The following is a 17649-nucleotide window of genomic DNA, read 5'->3' on the forward strand; positions in this document are numbered from 1 at the left end:
ATGACATCCGCGCGCGTTGCCGCCGCCAGTGCTTGGTTTTGGCCTGCGGCGGCAGCTTCAACGCGGCGGCGCGGACGGGTATAGACGGTGCGCGTTCGCGAGAGTCACGGGTTCGCACGGCGCCCTGCCGGAGCTCCAGAGGTTTCCCCACGATGGACACGAATTACGGCTGGGTGTGTCTCTCCTCCCTGCTCATTGTGACCCTGCTGGTGGTTCCCGGCCTGTGGTGGAACGCGCGCGCCGCGGCCGCGCGCCGCCTGCCCTCGGCCTTCGTGCCGGTGCCAGGCCTGCTCGCCCTCGCCGCCACCGGCCTGCTGCTGTGGATCATCCATCCCGCGAACCATCTCATGGTGACACTGCTCTATGGCGGGGCGAGCTTCGTCCTCGCGCTGGATGTGGCGCGGCGGTGGTGGCGAGCGGGCGCGTGGCGGGCTTCGCTCGGCGACCAGGGTCCGGGCGTGTTCGCGCTCTGGGGGGCGATGATCGCCATGGCCATGGCGGTTGGCCTCAATCCTTTGCCCGTGGCTCAGGAATCTTATCCGGGCACGGCGATCCCCGGGCGCATGGTGGCCTCGCCGCCGGACAGCATCGTCCCCTACTTCACCGCAGCCTATATGTTCCACGGCAAGGACGGCATCGAGCGCAGCAAGGATTATTTCGGCGATTGGTCGGTGGCCGCGCGTGGCCCGCTGATCCCGCTCGCCACCAATACGCTGCTCTATCTCTTCGACACCGCGCCCCACGACTCGCCGAACGTCGAGCGCAAGCCCTGGCCCGGCACCACCGACGGCGCCTATCTCGCCCGCCTGCTCGGCTGGATCGCGAACGCCATGGTGGTGCTCGGCGCCGGCCACCTGCTGCTGGCGCTCGGGATCAAGCCCGCCAGCCGTCCCTGGATGCTCGGCTGCCTCTGGGTGGCGCTGGCGCCCGCGATGCTGATCAATACCGTTTTCCTCTGGCCGAAGGTGCTGGCCGGCTTCTTCATCCTGCTCGCCCTGGCCGCGCTCCTGCGCGGGCGCTGGGGTGTCGCGGCGGGATGCGGCGTCCTTGCCTGGCTGAGCCACCCGGTGGGGCTGCTGTTCCTGCCGCCGCTCGGGCTGATCGCCCTGTGGACGGCGTTCGGCGCCGCCGGATCGAGGCGGGAGAAATGGAGCGCCGCCGTGCGCGCGGGCCTCGTGTTCGGGCTCGTCACGGTGGTGCTGATGGCGCCCTGGCTTGCCTATAAGGTCTGGCTCGGCGGCCACGACATGTTCATGGATTATCTGCGCGGCGACGGGCACGGCACCGCTCCGGCGAAATCGGTTCTGTCCTGGCTGACGACCCGCTGGGAGAATTTCTGGATGACCTTGAGCCCGGTGGTCTATTTTTATTCCCGCAACATGCAGATCTGGATCGACGGTGCGGTCAGCGAGCCGCTGCGCTGGACCGTGCAATATGCCAAGACCCTGCCCGCCGGCCTTGGCTTCTGCCTGTTCTTCCCGGCCTATATGGCCCTGGCGCGGCCCGGCGTGGACGTACGCCTGCGCCAGTTGTGCACCGTCATCCTCGCGGCCTTCGCCCTGATGCTGCTGGTCTGGGGATTCAGCCGCGACGGGCTCGGGCGCAATTCCCTCGAACCGCTGATCCCGCTGATGGTCGTGCTGTGCGCCGCGCAGGCGAAGGCCGGCCCGGTCTGGCTGATCGGGCTCGCCGGGATCTATCTCGAAGGGCGGTGGGTGGAATTCACCGGGTTCGTGCTGGAGAAATCCTTCAGCTGGGCGAACGTGCCGCTCGATGCCTGGGCGTGCTGGAGCATCAGCAGCCTCGTGGGGCTGGGCCTGTTGACGGCCGGCTATGTGGTACTGGTGCGCGAACCGGAACCGGCCCGCCGCCCTGGTCCGGCACCGGCCTGAAGGCCGCGCGGGCGCGTCAGAGGCCGGGGGCGCCGGCGGGCGGCTTGCGCGGACGGACGCCAGCGCGGGTGCGGCTTCCCGGCAAACCGGATCCCCGCGATACGGTTCCGCGCGATCCTTTGGGCCAGCGCAGCGGCCAGGACACGAGATGGTCCACGAGTTCGAACAGGCCGAACATCTGTTCGCCGCCCGCCACCTTGCCGCGCACGGAGATTCCCGCCTCGTGGACCGTCTCGGCCGAGCCGGAAACCAGCGGATGCCACCAGGGCAGGTCCTTGCCCTCGTCCAGAAGGCGATAGGCGCAGGTGGGCGGCAACCAGGACAATTCCGCCACCGCCTCCGGCGTCAGGCGCACGCAATCGCTCACCTGCTCCTGCCGGTTGGGATAATCCGAGCAATGGCAGGAATGGGTCTCGAACAGCCGGCACACCACGTCGGTATAGGCGATGTCGCCACTGTCCTCGTCCTCCAGCTTCACGAGGCAGCAGCGCCCGCAGCCGTCGCACAGGCTTTCCCACTCGGCCGGGCTCATGAGCGCCAGCCCCTTCGCGCGCCAGAACGGCACCGCCGCGCCGGGGGTGCCGGCGTCCGGCGCGACGTCGGGGAAAGCGGTGGGCACAAGATCGGAGGGCGCGCGGTCTGGCATGGTTCTCCTTACCACGAAGCCGCGCGCGGCTTGAACCGCGGGGCGAAAATTTACCCCGTCCTCACGTCTGCTTGCGCCGCGTCACGTGGCACTCGCGGCGATCCGCGCCGCGGGTTATAGACAAGGCTGCCCGCCCGGCCGCCGTGTTTTTGACACGTGGCTGCACGAGCTAAGGATGAGGGCGGCATTGGCGACAGCGCCGCTTCGCAAGGGCGGCATTGGCAAGGGTGATGTTTGGCAAGGGCGCGCGGGGCGCGGCGCGGCTCTGGCCAGACCGGCGATGAGAAGCATCAAGCGGTGAGCGAAGGTCCAAAATCCTCCTTCAAAACCCGGCTGCGCAACGCGCTGCTGGATTTCGACGCGCGCATCGACAGCACCCTGTTCCAGCTGGGCGTCTTCACCCGGCGGGTCACCGGCGGCTATTCCGCCTTCATGGAGCATTTCTCGCTCTCCGGCGTGCCGCGCTTCCTGGTCGGCATGGCCTCGGAGGGCTTCACCCTGGGCGCGGCGGGCTCGGTGGTCGTGCTCGCGCTCGCGCTGCCGGCGTTCCACGAGACCTCGGACGACTGGCTGAAGCGCACCGAGCTGGCCGTGACCTTCCTCGACCGCTACGGCAACGTCCTGGGCGAACGCGGCGTGCGCCAGAACGACACCGTGCCGCTGGCCGATTTCCCCGATTATCTGCTGAAGGCGGTGCTCGCCACCGAGGATCGGCGCTTCTACGAACATTTCGGCATCGATGTCGCCGGCACGTTCCGCGCGATGGTCACCAATGCCAAGGCCGGCGGCGTGCGACAGGGCGGCTCCTCGCTCACCCAGCAACTGGCCAAGAACCTGTTCCTCTCGAACGAGCGCACCATCGAGCGCAAGATCAAGGAAGCGTTCCTGGCGCTGTGGCTGGAAAGCCGGCTCACCAAGAGCCAGATCTTCAAGCTCTATCTCGACCGCGCCTATCTCGGCGGCGGCGCCTATGGGGTGGACGCGGCGGCGCAATATTATTTCGGCAAGTCGGTGCGCGAGGTGAACCTCGCCGAGGCCGCCATGCTCGCCGGCCTGTTCAAGGCGCCGAGCAAATACGCGCCCCACGTCAATCTGCCGGCGGCGCGCGCGCGCGCCTCGACCGTGCTCGACAATCTGGTCGATGCCGGCTTCATGACCGAGGGACAAGTGTTCGGCGCCCGCCGTAATCCGGCGACCCCGGTGGACCGCAGCGACATGGCGGTGCCGGACTATTATCTCGACTATGCCTTCGCCGAGGTGCGCAAGCTGGTTGACGCGCTGCCCAAGTCCATCACCGAGCGCAACTTCGTGGTGCGCACCGGGCTCGATCCCAATATCCAGAAGGTGGCCGAAGCCGCGCTCGACCAGGCGCTGCGCCAATACGGCAAGGATTATAAAGTGGGCCAGGGCGCAATGGTGATCATGGAGCCCAACGGCACGGTGCGGACCATGGTGGGCGGGCGCGATTACGGCGAGAGCCAGTTCAACCGCGCCACCGACGCCCTGCGCCAGCCCGGCTCCTCGTTCAAGCCGTTCGTCTATACCGTGGCGCTGATGAACGGCTACAAGCCCACCACCATCGTGCAGGATGCGCCGATCTGCCTCGGCAATTGGTGCCCGCAGAATTACGGCCGCTCCTACATGGGCTCGGTCACGCTGCAGACCGCGCTTCAGCATTCGCTGAACACGGTGGCGGTGCGGCTCGCGGAGAAGTTCGGCCGCGCCAAGATCATCAATCTCGCGCACAAGATGGGAATCACCTCCCCCCTCGCGCCGAGCGCCCCGCTGCCGCTCGGCGCGGCCGAGGTGACGGCCATCGACATGGTGACCGCCTACAGCGTGTTCGCCAATGGCGGACACAGCGTCTATCCCCACGCGGTGGTCGAGATGCGCGTCTCCAACGGCGAGGTGGTGTGGCGCTTCGACCGCGATGCGCCCAAACCGGTGGAGATCATCCCACCGAGCGTGATCGACATGATCAACCCCATGCTGAACAACGTGGTCGAGAACGGCACCGGGCGGCGGGCGCGGCTGGAAAACATCAAGGTGGCGGGCAAGACCGGCACCACGAATGCCTATCGCGACGCCTGGTTCATGGGCTTCACCGGCAATTATGTGGGCGCGGTCTGGTTCGGCAACGACGATTACACCTCGATGAACAGGATGACCGGCGGCACCTTGCCGGCGATGACCTGGCAGAAGGTGATGGCCTATGCCCACCAGGGGGTGGAGCGCAAATTCATCCCCGGCGTCGGCGACCAGCCCGCCCCCAAGCTGGAAGACAAGCCGTCCCCCATCGAGGTGCCGGAACTGGATTCCATCCAGCGCCCGATCACCCTGTCGCCGCGCAGCACTGAGCGCCTGATCCGCCTGGAGCAGATCTTCCGCACCGCGCCGCCCTTGCCGCCCTTGCCCGGCCCGACCGCCATGGGAACGCCCGCGGCCGGCGCCCCCGCGGCGCCGACGCGCACCAATTGACCGGAATCCAAGCTTTGACCGGAACCCAAGACGTGAGCGGAACCCAAGACGTGAGCGGAACCCTGGACTTCAGCGGAACCTTGGACTTCAGCCGAACCTTGGACCTGCCGTGCGCCTCGTGACCCTCGCCACCACCCTCGCCGCGGCGGCGGCGATCGGCCTCGGGGCCACCTATTTCGCCGTCACCCATTCGCGTGGCATGGATATCGTGCGCCTCGGCGCATGGCAGGGCTGGCCGCGCTCGGGCACCACCCAGGCCGATCCCTATGCGACCGCCGCCTTCGCGCGCACCGGCGAACTGCCGCTGGAGCTGGCCGACGGGCTGCTGTTCCTCGCCGACCACGACACAGTCGGCGCGCCGCTGGACGGGCGCTGCGACATCCGCATCTCAGGCCCCCTGCCCCAGTCGCGCCTGTGGACGCTGACTCTCACCGACGACAAGGGCGCCCTGGTGCCGAACGCGGCGCAGCGCCACGGCTTCACCAGCGCCGAATTGGTCTATGAGCCGGACGGAAGCATCAATGTGGCGCTCTCCCCGCGAGCGCGGGCGGGAAACTGGCTGCCGACCGGCGCGCGCGGACGCCTTCAGGTGGCGCTGCGCCTCTATGATGCCCCGTTCAGCTTCGCCTCGGGCGCGCAGGACGAGGGGCAATTGCCGCGCATCGTCACGGAGCGATGCCCATGAGCTTCGCGTCCCTGTTCCGCCGCTCCCGCCCGGCCTATCGCTCCACCGCCCGCGCGCCGGGCCCGGTGGAGCGGCTCGCCGCGATTTTCCAGGCGGTACCCGCGGCCCCGCGTCTGCTGCTGCTGCCGCTCGCCATGGCGCTGGTGCTGGGGGGCATCGTGCATCTGGTTTCGGTGCTGGCCATGCCCCGGCTCGCCCAGGCGTCCGCCTATCAGCGGCTGGCCGCGCTGGCACCCTCGAACCGGCTGGTGCTGCTGCCGGAGACCGGAGACGGCGTGCTCCCCATGACCGATCCGGCCTTCGTCAGCGCGGTATGCCGCTATGATCTGCGCGAACGGCCGCTGAAGGTGCGGGTGCCGCAGACCGGCGACTACACCTCGGTCTCATTCTACACGAATCGCGGGCTCGCCTTCTATGCGCTGAATGATCAGGCCGCCGGGCGGGTGATCGAACTTGACCTGCTCTCGCCCGCCCAGCGCGCGGCGCTGCCGGAGGATGAGGAAATCACGGCGGCGGATCGGCTGGTGGTGGAATCGCCGAGCACGACCGGCATCGTGCTCATTCGCGCGTTCGCCCGCTATGGCGACGTCCGCGACGCCGTGCGCAAGCAGCTCGAGGCGGCGAGCTGCACCGTCACGCAATAGCGACGGGAAAGTATTGGGGCGGGAGAGCCTGGGGACGAGGGAGCCTGGGGACGAGGGAGCCAGCACCGGCGATGCCTTCAGCCCGCGCAATGCCTCGACTGGCGCGATGCCTCGGCTGGCGCAATGCCTCGGCTCGAGCGGTGCGCCACCCGCTCGGTGCGTCGGGGTGGCACGCAAAGTCGGGGTGGCCCGCGGGCTGACGCGTCTCGCGTTTCGCCGTCCGACCTTTCCTCGCTTCAACTTTTCACCGCTCGGCCATATCACCGCGCGGACCCGCTTACGCCTGGCGCTGGGACGGTCCCTGCGGCGGCCGCAGCTTCGGTGCCGGGGCCTGCGCCACCGGGACATCGCCATGGCGCTCGATACGCACCACCGGCAAAATATAAATCTGCGCGCTGCCCGGCCGTTGCTCGGTTCGAGCCGCTTCCCCATCCGCATGGGCGCGTGCTTTTCGCGCCCGCACTCCCCGCGTCGCGGAGAACGATAAAACCGTTCCCATTTCGCTTCTCCTCAAGGGCCACCGTAACCCCCACAACGCAGATAGGCTCCGAAAGTTTCCCCAGGCTGTGCAATAAACGCGATTGCACATAGATGATAATACCTCTCAAGGGTTGCGTTCGCGCGCCGGTGTGTTCTGATCATATGCGAGCCGGCTTCGTTGCGGCTCGCGTGACGCGGAAAACGCCCCGGAATGTCCCTTCGTGCCCCGGCTTGTCCCCCTCCCTTCCTCCTGCTCGGCGCGGGACGGGGGGGAACATCGCTTCTGGCCGGCTGCCTCGAGCGCCATCCCGCTTTGATGATTCGCGCCGAATTCGGCGGCATCGCCATTCTCATGGGAGGCGACGAGGCGCAGGTGCCGCCGCCCTCCATGGCGCGGCTGCTGGACTATCGCCTCGCCCGCTTTCGCGCCCATTGCGAGGACGACCGCAAGGCCAATCCCGAGCGCATCTGGGGCAACAAGATCACCACCGAGCAGGTGCTCGGGCTAAACGACCACAATCTCTACAACCTCGCTCAGGAGCCGGTTCTGGACCGCTTCGTGGCGGCCATGACGGGATACCGTTTCCTGTTCATCGTGCGCGATGGGCGCAGTTGCGTGGACTCGAAGGTGCGGCGCACCGGGCAGAGCCATGTGGACGCGGCCCGGCGCTGGTGTGCCTCGGTGCGGGTGCTGGAGCATCTCGGCGCGCGCGGGGTGCTGGCGGGCAGCTTCCGCTATGAGGATCTGGTGACCGAACCGGAGGCCACCTTGCGCAAGGTGGCGGCCTGCGTCGGCGTCGCGTTCGATCCGCTGATGCTGGAGGGTGCGTGCAGCCCGCTCCTGCCGCCGGACTATCGCCACGGCCGGTTCGTCGACGAGAAAGCCGCCGAGCATCCCCGCCTGCCGCGCGGCATCGAAACATTGATCCGGCCGGACCTCGACCGGCTCGGCTACGCCTGAAGCTTTTCGGCCTGAAGCTTTTCGGCCTGAACCGGCTCAACCCGGGTCCGCTCAGCCGGAGGTGACCTCGATGAAGGCGCGGCCGGCCTTGTCCTCGATCTCCAGCAGCCAGAGGTCCGGGTCGAAGCGCATTTCCTTGACCATCCGCGCCTCGCTGGCCTCGTCCGGCGAACCGGGCGGCACCAGCACCGCGAACAGGCGCGCGCCGGAGGTCTCCGCGTCGAACGCGCTCTGCGGCGCCGGGCCGTAAAGCGCCGCGCAGCCGTCCAGCGTCGCCACTTTCACGAACACCGCGCCGGCCTCCTCGGAGCCGCGCCGGCGCACCGCCGCGAACGCGCCCGCGCCATTGGCGGTGCGCACGATGGCGGCGGCGAATATGGCGCTTTTCAGCCGCATGTCAGTTGATCACCGTGCCAGAGACCGCGATCAGCTCCCTCACCACCCGGTCGGAAATCTCCCCGTCGGGCGGCAGGTTGCGGTCGCGCTCGAAGCGCTGAACAGCAAGGCGCGTTTCCAGGCCCGGCTTGCCGTCGAGCTTCAGCGGGCCATAGCCGAGCTTGGCCAGGGTCTTCTGCACGCCGAGAATGCGCGCGGACGGCGCCAGTTCCGCTGGCGGGCGCACCGAGCCTGTCACCGTGTCGGCCCCCGAAACGGCAAGGCCGGGCACGCGCGCGGGCGGGCGCGGCGCGGCTCCGGTGCGGGCGCTGCCGGTCCCGCCAGGTACCGGAGCCGGCGGCATGAGAATGGCGGCGGCGGCGGCCGCGGCCGCGCTCTGGGCGGGAGCTGCGGCGCGTGTCGGAGCGATGTTCAGCGGCGCTCCCGGGGCAGCGGGCGCGGCGGGCGCATTGGTGTCGCCGGAAATATTGATCGTGCCCAGGATACCGCCGGCCGGGGCGGTAACGATGGGAACCGCCGTGTTCGCCATGGGGGTCGGCGAAAGCGCGGCCTCCGGCACATGGGTGCCCGCCACCCCATTGGCGGCCTGTGGCTTGGGCGTCGGCACCGGGGCGATGGGCACGGCGGTGCCGCCCGGTACCGGGCCAGGGCGCGTGCCGCTCTGCATCACGAACACATTGGCCAGCACCGCGCCGGTCAGCGCCACGCCCACCAGGGCCGCAAGCCCATCCGCGAACCGCAGCCCAAGCCGGCCGCGCGGGGCTTCCGCGAACGGCAGCTCGCCCGGCGCGCCGGGCAGGTGGCTTTCCCCATAATCTATTCTCATGCGCGCCGCCGCTCCCCGTCCGGTTGGGCGGCCGCGGGCCGGGCGAACGGCGCCACGACCACGGCGGGGCGGGTCAGCGGCAGGCTGAGCGTCACCGTTGTGCCGCGCCCGAGCACGCTCGCGACGTCGAACGCCCCGTCGTGCAGGCGCACCAGCGCCCGCACTACCGCGAGGCCGAGGCCGCTGCCGGTGCGCCGGCGCTCCATGTCACCGGTCTGGAAGAACGGCTCGCCGAGCCGCGCCACATCGGCCGGCGACATGCCCGGCCCCTGGTCCACGACCGCGATCAGAAGATTGCCGCCCTCGACCCGCGCCGATACCTCCACCCGCGTGCCCGGCGCGCTGACCTTGAGCGCATTGGACAAAAGGTTCAGCAGCATCTGCTTCAAGGCGCGCTGATCAGCGAGGATCGGCGGCACCCGGCTCGACAGGTTGAGGGTGATGCGCACGTCGCGCCGCACCGCCTCAATCGCCATCATGTCGTGGCAGGCCTGGGCGAGGCGGCGCACGTCCACCGGCTCGACCAGGAGCTCATAGGCGCCGGCCTCGACCCGCGACAGGTCGAGAATGTCGTTCACCACGCCCAGCAGGTGCTGGCCGCTGTCATGGATGATGCGGGCATATTCGGTGCGCTTCTCCCCGTCCATGCGGCCGGCCGCGTCGCCCAGCAGCATTTCCGAAAAGCCGAGAATGGTGTTCAGCGGGGTGCGCAGCTCGTGGCTCATGGCGGCGAGAAACTGGCTCTTGGCCGCATTGGCGCGCTCGGCCTCCTGGCGGGCGGCGGCTTCCTGCTCGGCTTGGGCCTTCTGGGCGCCGATGTCGCGCCAGCAGGCGCGCACGCGCCCGCCCTCCAGCGGAAACGCGCGCATCTCCATCCACACGAATTCCGGCGAGAGGCCGTCGGCCTCGCACCGCAGCCGCACCTCGCAGCGCAGGTCATGGGCGTCCTGCGTCAGCCCCGCCGCGCCCGAGACGGCGGCGAGGAAGGCCGGCCGATCCGCCACCAGGATGCGCTCGAACAGGCCGTGTCCCACCAGCTGCGCGCCCGGAAGCGCCGCGAAAGGGAATTGCGCATGGGCGATGGTGATGACCTCGCCGGAGCGCAGGTGATGGGTGACAAGCGCGAGGTCGGCGTCCCGCCCGGCGCCGCGCAAGCGCACCGCCGTGCGCGACAGCCCGCCGGACACTCCCGCGAGCGCCGCCGAAACAAGCCCGCAGGCCAGCAGCCACAAGCCCTCCGAAGCGCTGCCCGAGGCGAGGCCTGAGGCTTCCGCCACCAGCACCGCACCGCCCGCACCGGCGCACAGCAGCGACAGCGCCCCCAGCGCTCGGGTGCTGCGTCGCGCCAGCAGGCCGATGTCGGCAAGGCTGCCCCGGGGATCGGACGCATACGCCGCACGCGCATCCGGCCCAAGCTTGTGTCTCATCACATTCGCGACACGCAATGGCTGCCCACAGCGCCTTGCGGCGCCCCCTCGTTCATCCCAGGCAAGCTTGCACGGCGCCCTTAAACGAACTGCTAAGGCCCGCTCGCCGGCCCGGCCAGCGTTAACGATGTCTTGAAAAGTCGGGGGGCGGCAGGCGGCGCGGGCGCTGCGGCAGGGCCCGCGTTCTGGTATCTATGGTTATCCAAAGGTTGAGGCCGGCCGATGCCGGTTTCGCCGCGGAAATGGTCCAGGCCCGCCGGTTCGGGGGCCGCCCGGGGGAGCTTGAAGCGAGGCGCTCCATGTTCTTTTTGATCCGCATGACGTTCTGGCTTGGCCTGATCCTGCTGCTGCTGCCCATCGGCACGTCCAGCGACGGGCGCGAGGTCGGCCCGTGGCAGGCGTTCGTGGCCGTGCAATCGGCGGTGGCGGACGCGCGCGGCTTCTGCCAGCGCCAGCCGGACGCCTGCGCCGTGGGCGGCGACATGCTCGTGAACCTGACGGAAAAGGCCCAGGTCGGCATCAAATGGGTGGCCGACGCGCTGGGCCATGCGCGCACCGACGCCGCCGCGCCCGGCGGATCGGCCGCCAGCCACGGCCTGACCCCGCAGGATCTCGTTCCCGGCTGGGGCGGCGAGCCCGCCGGAACCCCGGCCGCAACGCCCGGCATCCCCACGCCGCTGAAGCGCCCGGCCTGACCGCGGCCCGCCTGAACGCCTTTCGCTGGATCGCGATCGGCGCTTTTTCCCGCGAAAATCGCACCGCCGCACCCGCGCGCGGCGCATTTTTTGCTTGTCTCGACTTTTGCCGGGGCTGCGCGCAGCCTATATGGCGCAGAACCGACCAATGACGCCGAGACGGCGTCGGCGGCGTCTTACGGGCAGGTGCGATGACAGCGGATCAGGATATCGAGGCCCTGGTGGCCGATTTCGAGCTTCTCGACGATTGGGAAGACCGCTACCGCTTCGTCATCGAGCTGGGCCGCGCCCTGCCGCCCTTCCCCGAGGCTGAGCGCACCGAGGCCAACAAGGTGCAGGGCTGCACCAGCCAAGTGTGGCTGGTGAGCGGGCGCCGTGACGGGCCGAACGGGCCGGTGCTGGAATTCAAGGGCGATTCCGACGCCCACATCGTGCGCGGCCTGGTGGCGGTGCTGCTTTCCATCCTCTCCGGCAAGGGCGCGCGCGAGATTTTGGAAGCCGATCCGCTGGCGGTGTTCCGCCGCATCGGCCTTGAGGGCCATCTGACGCCGCAGCGCTCCAACGGCCTGCGCTCCATGGTGGAGCGCATCCGCGCCGACGCCCGCGCCGCCCTCGCCGAAGCCTGAGCCTCGCCGAAGCCTGAGCGCGGCCGCGCGATCGCTACCGGCCGGGCTGGATGGTGCCCGTGGGCGCCGGCGCGACGGGCGCGCCATAAGCGAGCGGATCGGGACCGAACCGGTTCGGTCCGCGCGTGCCGGCCAGAAGGTTGAAGATCAGGATCACCAGCGCGCCGATGCCGGTAAGTTCCAACAGCAGCCACCAGCCGGTGCGATCCGTGTCGTGAAGCCGACGCACGCTGACCGCGAGGCCGGGCACGAAGTGCACGAGATGCACGATGCCGATCAAAATGCCGTAGCTCTCGAACTCCACCATGCCGTCGCCGCTCGCAACCTCGCCGCCGAACAGCACCAGATCCAGCGCCTGCGCCACGATGCTCAGCAGGATGACCGCGAGGACATAGAACCAGAAATCCTTGCGGCTGGTGCGGCCCGTAAAGGTCGCATACTGGCGCATCGCCTTCAGATAGGAATTGATCATCCCGCCACCCCATTGCGCCCGGCGCGCACGCACCGCCCCGGCCATTTGAGGGGATGCCGGCGCCGGGTCAAGGGCGATCCGGCCATCTGGGCGAAGGGGGAGGCACGGTCCGCCCGTAACCCCTGCCCTGCGCCGCTGGTCCCGTTCCCGTTCCCCCCTGCTCGAACGCGCCCCAGCTGACGCCCGGTGCTTGCCCTGCCGCTCACTCCGTCCCGCCGGGCGCCGCACGCCAGGTCCGTCCCGGCACATGGGCGCGGCCCTGGGCGGCGCGGGCAAGGCCGTAATGGGCGGCGAGGCGGTCGAGGGCGAGCGCCAGCACCACCTTGGCGGTGCGCAACGGCCAGCCGCGCTCGCTTTCCACGCTCTCCAGCCCTTTGAGAAAACAGCACACATCCAGCAGCACGCCGGACAACTCCGGCCCGACGGCCTCAACCGCCCGATCCACGCGGCACTTGGCCGCAAGCACCGCATCGCTGAAGGCTTCCGGCCCTGTGCCGCCGCCACCGCCGGTCGCGCTCCAATTGGTGGTGACGCGCGGGGTGAGCTGGGCGCGCGTGAAATCCGCCCGCAGCCGCTCCCCCGCCAGAGCCTGCACCGGGTCGATGAGCGGCCGCCCATCCTTGCCCTTGCGGCGCGCGAGCCAGGCCAGCGGGCTTTCCTCCAGATGCAGCGCCACATCCTGTTCGCGCCCGTCCACCAGGATGCGATGGACCGCCACGCGCGCGCTCGACTGGCGCACACTTGTCCCGCGCGGCGAGGCGCCGCGCCGGGCGGGGGGTTGCGGATTTGCGGTCATGCCAAACCTCCGGAAACGGGATGGGCGGCGCCCTCGGCGCTGTGCATCGGGACGGGGACGCCCTGCGCGATCGCATGCGCCGCGCAGGCTTCGAGCGCGGACAAGGCGCGATCGAAGTCCGGCGCCTCCCGGCGCTGCTCCATGCGCGCGCAGGCATAGGCGATGGACGTGCGATCGCGCCCGAAATGGTCGGCAACGGCGCCGCGCGGCACGCCCAGCGTCACATGGGCCACATAGAGCGCCACATGCCGCGCCAGCGTCACCGGCGCGCGGCCGCGCGTGCCCTCCAGATCCTGCGGCGGCACATGGACGAAGGCGGCCGCGAGTAGCCGCGCCGCACGGCACCGCGCCAGCGCGTCATCCGGCGGCAAAGGCACGTTGGGCGGCAAAGGCACGCTTGGGCTGGGGGGACGGGACGCGCACACGGGCGGCGCGGGGGGACAGGCTTGGCCTCGGCGGGACTTGGGACGCATCGCGCTCTCCGATTGGAGTATTTATTCCTATATCGAGAGGCTTAAGAAATCAAGGTGGGAAAGTTTTTTGCCAGTCGACGCCTGTCGCGAATATTTTTAATTAATTTATTTCAAAAGCTTACTTCATATTATCTGCGATTTTTCGGCCTCAAATTTTAGGAAATTATCCCCACATTCAAAAGCTGAGTCATGCTGTGATTTCAGCCGCAGGAGGCATCATGGCGCACACTCCCCACATGCAGAACATCCGCCGCTCCCGCTCGCGCAGGCGGGCCGCACCGTCCCAGGCGGCTGCCAAGCCGCGCGCGCGGGGCATCCGCGCGTTTCGCAGCACGGACAAGGAAGAGTCGATTAACGCACGGCTCGAAGGATTGACCTTATTGACCGCAAATAATCGCGCGGCGGCGCAAAGTGCATTGCGTGCCGCGCGACGCTCCGCCCGCAGCGGCCAATGTTATGATCCCATCCGGCATGCGGCTCTGCGGCGGCTGGTGACAGCCCATTGCGACGCTGGCGCGGATGGCGGGGACAAGATTTTGCCGCGCCCCCGGCCGCCCGCGGGTGGCGCGTGAGGGGCGGCGCAGGGTATGGGCGAGCAATCTGCAAATAAAAACGCCGCCCATCGGGGCGGCGTTGCTTGTAACCGTTTTCTTGCTGCCGAAGCCCGCGTCATCCGACGCCACCTTCAGGCCCGATCCCGCCGCCGAGCAAAGCTCGGCCCGGGGTCAGATCCTGTGCGCCGGACTATACAAATCAGCGACGACGACGCCGCTGCTGGCCAAGACCCATCTGCTTGGCAAGTTCGGAGCGCGCGGCGGCATAATTGGGGGCGACCATGGGATAATCGGCCGGCAGCGACCACTTCTCGCGATACTGCTCCGGGCTCATATTGTACTGCGTGCGCAGGTGCCGCTTGAGCGACTTGAACTTCTTGCCGTCTTCCAGGCAGATGATGAAATCAGGCGTCACCGACTTCTTCACGGGCACGGCGGGCTTCAGCGGCTCTGGCGCGGCCTCGACCTCGCCCTTGGACACGCGTTGCAGCGCGGAATGCACTTCATTGATCAAGGCGGGCAGTTCGGCGGCTGACACGGAATTATTGCTGACGTAGGCAGAGACGATATCCGCCGCCAGCTCGATGTAAGTTGTCGATTCCGATGCTTCGCTCATGGGACTTTCTTCTGGTTTGAAACGGAAATCGAATTAGCATGCGGAACCGGCGAAGCCGTTGCCTCACCAACGCTGTCTTCGGCCCGCGAAGCGACGCTTGCATCGACTCGACGATGGCACCGCCATAGCTAGTTATGTTGAAGGGCAACGAATTGCAAGTTCATTCTCGCGAAAAGTACAACTCTTCTTCCTCGCTATTACGCGATCGTGCACGAACCCCTGCCCTCCACTAGCCCAGCCCAAGACCTCTTGCACATTGTCTCGTCATATCAAACGCTTCCCCCAACGCTCCGGCGGAACGGCGCGGCGCGGGCGGTGACTTGCGAGGCGGCGGGGGAATGCCTACTTCGAGGGAGCGAAATACTGGGAGACTGCCGTGAGCACAGAAGCCAAAGCCCCGACATCCAGCGCGATCCCGGCCGGTGACAAGGTGGTGAAGAGCGAGGCCGAATGGCGCGCGGAGCTGTCCCCCGCCCAATACCGCGTGCTGCGCCAGCAGGGCACCGAACACGCCTTCACCGGCCCCTATTGGGACGAGAAGCGCGCCGGCACCTATCTGTGCGCCGCCTGCGGCACGCCGCTGTTCAGTTCGCAGACCAAGTTCGATTCTGGCACCGGCTGGCCGAGCTTCTATGCCCCGGTGGACCCCGCCGCCGTCAGCAATCACGAGGACCGCGCCCACGGCATGGTGCGCGTGGAAAGCCGCTGCGCGCGCTGCGACAGCCATCTCGGCCATGTCTTCCCCGATGGCCCCAAGCCCACCGGCCTGCGGTTCTGCATGAACGGGACCGCGCTCGCGCTCAAGCTGGACGAGACGCCCGCTTCCGATACGTCAGATGCAGGTTGATCCCCCGCGGGCGGACCGCCGCCCCACCGAGCGGGTCGTCCACGGCCTCACCCTCACCGACGATTACGCCTGGCTGCGCGCCGACAATTGGCGCCACGTCATGCGCGATCCGTCGGTTCTGGCGCCGGATATCCGCGCCTATCTGGAGGCGGAGAATGCCCATTCCGCCGCCTTCTTCGCCCCCCATGAGGCGCTGAAGACCCAGCTGGTGGCGGAGATGCGCGCGCGCATCAAGGAGGATGATTCCTCCGTGCCCGCCCCGGATGGCGCGTTCGCTTATTATTCGCGCCACCGCGCGGGCGGGCAGCATCGCCTGCTGTGCCGCGTTCCGCTGCCCGAGGGCCCGGAACAGCTGATGCTGGATGGCGACAAGGAGGCGCAGGGCAAGCCGAATTTCCGCCTCTATCTCGACAGCCACACCCGCGACCACCGCCGCCTCGCCTGGGCGGCGGACGAGCAGGGCTCGGAACTGTTCACCATCCGGGTGCGCGACCTTGCGACCGGCGCGGACCTGCCGGATCGCCTGGAGGGCGCCACCGGCGACATCCTATGGTCCAACGATGGCGAATATCTCTATTATATCAAACGCGATGCCGAGCATCGGCCGGCCTTTGTCCATCGCCACCGCATCGGCACCGACCCCGCCGGCGACGCGCTGGTCTATGAGGAGAAGGACAAGGGCTTCTTCGTGTCGCTGGGGAAGACCCAGTCGCACGCCTTCGGCCTGATCGCCTGCGGGGATCACGAGACCTCGGAAGTCCATCTGCTGGACCTCGCCTTACCGGAACCTGAGCCCCATTGCGTGGCGCCGCGCGAAACCGGCGTGCGCTATGACGTGGAGCACCATCCCGATCTCGACGGCAATGACAGCCTGGTCATCCTCACCAATGCCGACGGGGCGGAGGATTTCAAGCTGGTCACCGCCCCGAGCCACGGCACCGGCCGCGCGTGCTGGGTGGATCTGGTGCCGCACCGGCCGGGCCGGATGATCCTGAGCCATGTGGCCTATCGCGGCTTCATCGTGCGCCTGGAGCGGGAAAACGGCCTGCCGCGCATCGTTGTCCGCGCGGTCTTCTCCAGCGAGGAGCATGCCGTCGCCTTCGACGAGGAGGCCTATGCCCTCGGCCTCAACGGCGGCTACCTGTTCGATACCACCGAATTGCGCTTCACCTATGCCTCCATGACCACGCCCGCGGAGGTGTGGTCCTATGACATGCACGCGCGCGGCCGCGCGTTGCTGAAGCGCCAGGAGGTGCCGAGCGGGCATGATCCCTTAGCCTATGTCACCCGCCGCATCTTCGCCCCGGCCCCGGATGGGGAGAGCATTCCCATCTCCCTGCTCTACCGGACCGACACCCCGCTCGACGGCTCCGCCCCCTGCCTTCTGTATGGCTATGGGGCCTATGGCATCACCATTCCCGCCGGCTTTGCCACCAATCGCCTGTCGCTGGTGGATCGCGGCTTCGTCTATGCCATCGCCCATGTGCGCGGCGGCACGGACAAGGGGTGGCATTGGTATGCCGACGGCAAGCTCGACAAGAAGACCAACACCTTCACCGATTTCATCGCCACCGCCGAACATCTGGTCGCTTCCGGCTTCACCCGGCCCGAGCGCATCGTCGCGCAGGGTGGCTCGGCGGGCGGCATGCTGATGGGCGCCATCGCCAATATGCGGCCGGACCTGTTCAAGGGCATCGTCGCGGAAGTGCCGTTCGTGGATGTGCTGGCCACCATGCTGGACGACAGCTTGCCGCTGACCCCGCCGGAATGGCCCGAATGGGGCAATCCCATCGCCTCCATGACGGCGTTCGAGCGTATCCGCGCCTATTCGCCGGTCGATAATGTGTCGGCGCAGGATTATCCCGCCATCTTCGCCCTGGCCGGCGTCACCGATCCGCGCGTGACCTATTGGGAGCCGGCAAAATGGGTGGCGCGGCTGCGCGCCCTCGCCACCTCCGGCGCGCCGCTGCTGCTGCGCACCAATATGGAGGCCGGACACGGCGGCGCCGCCGGCCGGTTCGATCGGCTGGACGAAGTGGCGCTCACCTATGTCTTCGCCTTGTCGCTGACGGACCGGGCGCGCGCTTAAAGCGCGTGCTTAAGCTGAACCGCACACCCCGGTCCGGGGCGGCGCG

General features: G+C 68.4%; 19 protein-coding genes. 10 read left to right on the forward strand and 9 right to left on the reverse strand.

Annotated elements, in window-relative coordinates; genetic code table 11:
* The first annotated feature begins 152 nt into the window (after positions 1 to 152).
* Positions 153 to 1892: a hypothetical protein gene (locus V5G24_RS16275; protein WP_394081122.1), complete on the forward strand. Its 1740-nt coding sequence runs from the start codon at positions 153 to 155 to the stop codon at positions 1890 to 1892.
* 16 nt (positions 1893 to 1908) lie between these two features.
* Here V5G24_RS16275 and V5G24_RS16280 read toward each other — a convergent pair whose 3' ends face one another.
* Positions 1909 to 2538, reverse strand: coding sequence for a YcgN family cysteine cluster protein (locus V5G24_RS16280; RefSeq protein ID WP_394081120.1), 630 nt, complete (start codon positions 2536 to 2538; stop codon positions 1909 to 1911).
* A gap of 297 nt (positions 2539 to 2835) precedes the next feature.
* Here V5G24_RS16280 and V5G24_RS16285 point away from each other — a divergent pair, with 297 nt between their 5' ends.
* The 3 genes from V5G24_RS16285 (at position 2836) to V5G24_RS16295 (ending at position 6345) form a co-directional block, all read left to right on the forward strand.
* Positions 2836 to 5016: a transglycosylase domain-containing protein gene (locus V5G24_RS16285; RefSeq protein ID WP_394081118.1), complete on the forward strand. Its 2181-nt coding sequence runs from the start codon at positions 2836 to 2838 to the stop codon at positions 5014 to 5016.
* A 109-nt stretch (positions 5017 to 5125) separates the two neighbouring features.
* Entirely contained in the window at positions 5126 to 5701 is a 576-nt protein-coding gene (locus V5G24_RS16290; protein WP_394081116.1) for a DUF1214 domain-containing protein, read from the forward strand.
* Between the two features lie 134 nt (positions 5702 to 5835).
* Positions 5836 to 6345, forward strand: coding sequence for a DUF1254 domain-containing protein (locus V5G24_RS16295; protein WP_394082078.1), 510 nt, complete (start codon positions 5836 to 5838; stop codon positions 6343 to 6345).
* A gap of 277 nt (positions 6346 to 6622) precedes the next feature.
* Here the strand turns inward: V5G24_RS16295 and V5G24_RS16300 are convergent, their stop codons facing one another.
* On the reverse strand, positions 6623 to 6844 hold the full coding sequence (locus tag V5G24_RS16300; protein WP_394081114.1) for a hypothetical protein: 222 nt from the start codon (positions 6842 to 6844) through the stop codon (positions 6623 to 6625).
* A gap of 192 nt (positions 6845 to 7036) precedes the next feature.
* Here V5G24_RS16300 and V5G24_RS16305 point away from each other — a divergent pair, with 192 nt between their 5' ends.
* Entirely contained in the window at positions 7037 to 7786 is a 750-nt protein-coding gene (locus V5G24_RS16305) for a sulfotransferase (protein ID WP_394081112.1), read from the forward strand.
* A gap of 51 nt (positions 7787 to 7837) precedes the next feature.
* On the opposite strand, the gene V5G24_RS16310 is transcribed toward V5G24_RS16305, so the two are convergent.
* From V5G24_RS16310 to V5G24_RS16320, 3 genes are read right to left on the reverse strand one after another with little or no spacing between them, the layout of a single operon-like run.
* Positions 7838 to 8182 (reverse strand): DUF1491 family protein, encoded by a 345-nt coding sequence (locus V5G24_RS16310; protein WP_394081110.1) that lies wholly within the window; start codon positions 8180 to 8182, stop codon positions 7838 to 7840.
* A gap of 1 nt (position 8183) precedes the next feature.
* Positions 8184 to 9008 carry a peptidoglycan-binding domain-containing protein gene (locus V5G24_RS16315; RefSeq protein WP_394081108.1) on the reverse strand — a complete coding sequence of 275 codons (825 nt, stop codon included), beginning with the start codon at positions 9006 to 9008 and terminating at the stop codon, positions 8184 to 8186.
* Positions 9005 to 10435, reverse strand: a complete 1431-nt coding sequence (locus tag V5G24_RS16320) for a sensor histidine kinase (protein WP_394081106.1) — start codon at positions 10433 to 10435, stop codon at positions 9005 to 9007. Before V5G24_RS16320 ends, V5G24_RS16315 begins: the two co-directional genes overlap by 4 nt.
* 299 nt (positions 10436 to 10734) lie before the next feature.
* Between V5G24_RS16320 and V5G24_RS16325 the strand changes: the two genes are divergently transcribed.
* Both V5G24_RS16325 and V5G24_RS16330 read left to right on the forward strand, forming a co-directional pair.
* Positions 10735 to 11130, forward strand: a complete 396-nt coding sequence (locus tag V5G24_RS16325; RefSeq protein WP_394081104.1) for a DUF5330 domain-containing protein — start codon at positions 10735 to 10737, stop codon at positions 11128 to 11130.
* 191 nt (positions 11131 to 11321) lie between these two features.
* A complete protein-coding gene (locus tag V5G24_RS16330) occupies positions 11322 to 11756 on the forward strand; it encodes a SufE family protein (RefSeq protein ID WP_394081102.1) in 435 nt (144 codons plus the stop codon).
* A 34-nt stretch (positions 11757 to 11790) separates the two neighbouring features.
* Here V5G24_RS16330 and V5G24_RS16335 read toward each other — a convergent pair whose 3' ends face one another.
* From V5G24_RS16335 to V5G24_RS16345, 3 genes are all read right to left on the reverse strand, one after another.
* A complete protein-coding gene (locus V5G24_RS16335; RefSeq protein ID WP_394081100.1) occupies positions 11791 to 12228 on the reverse strand; it encodes a DUF805 domain-containing protein in 438 nt (145 codons plus the stop codon).
* Positions 12229 to 12430: 202 nt separating this feature from the next.
* The gene (locus V5G24_RS16340; RefSeq protein WP_394081098.1) at positions 12431 to 13024 is read right to left on the reverse strand and encodes a DUF6456 domain-containing protein; all 594 of its coding nucleotides are present in this window, start codon (positions 13022 to 13024) and stop codon (positions 12431 to 12433) included.
* Positions 13021 to 13419: a helix-turn-helix domain-containing protein gene (locus V5G24_RS16345; protein ID WP_394081096.1), complete on the reverse strand. Its 399-nt coding sequence runs from the start codon at positions 13417 to 13419 to the stop codon at positions 13021 to 13023. The genes V5G24_RS16340 and V5G24_RS16345 overlap by 4 nt, the downstream gene beginning before the upstream one ends.
* A 296-nt stretch (positions 13420 to 13715) precedes the next feature.
* Between V5G24_RS16345 and V5G24_RS16350 the strand changes: the two genes are divergently transcribed.
* The gene (locus V5G24_RS16350; protein ID WP_509292249.1) at positions 13716 to 14069 is read left to right on the forward strand and encodes a hypothetical protein; all 354 of its coding nucleotides are present in this window, start codon (positions 13716 to 13718) and stop codon (positions 14067 to 14069) included.
* A gap of 181 nt (positions 14070 to 14250) precedes the next feature.
* Here the strand turns inward: V5G24_RS16350 and V5G24_RS16355 are convergent, their stop codons facing one another.
* Entirely contained in the window at positions 14251 to 14667 is a 417-nt protein-coding gene (locus V5G24_RS16355) for a Ros/MucR family transcriptional regulator (RefSeq protein ID WP_394066120.1), read from the reverse strand.
* Positions 14668 to 15079: 412 nt separating this feature from the next.
* Between V5G24_RS16355 and msrB the strand changes: the two genes are divergently transcribed.
* Positions 15080 to 15514, forward strand: a complete 435-nt coding sequence (gene msrB / locus V5G24_RS16360; RefSeq protein WP_394082076.1) for a peptide-methionine (R)-S-oxide reductase MsrB — start codon at positions 15080 to 15082, stop codon at positions 15512 to 15514.
* Positions 15504 to 17603, forward strand: coding sequence for a S9 family peptidase (locus V5G24_RS16365; protein WP_394081092.1), 2100 nt, complete (start codon positions 15504 to 15506; stop codon positions 17601 to 17603). The genes msrB and V5G24_RS16365 overlap by 11 nt, the downstream gene beginning before the upstream one ends.
* The last annotated feature ends 46 nt before the right edge of the window (positions 17604 to 17649 follow it).

Source organism: Roseixanthobacter finlandensis (genome assembly GCF_043195105.2).
Classification (GTDB): Bacteria; Pseudomonadota; Alphaproteobacteria; order Rhizobiales; family Xanthobacteraceae; genus NCEH01.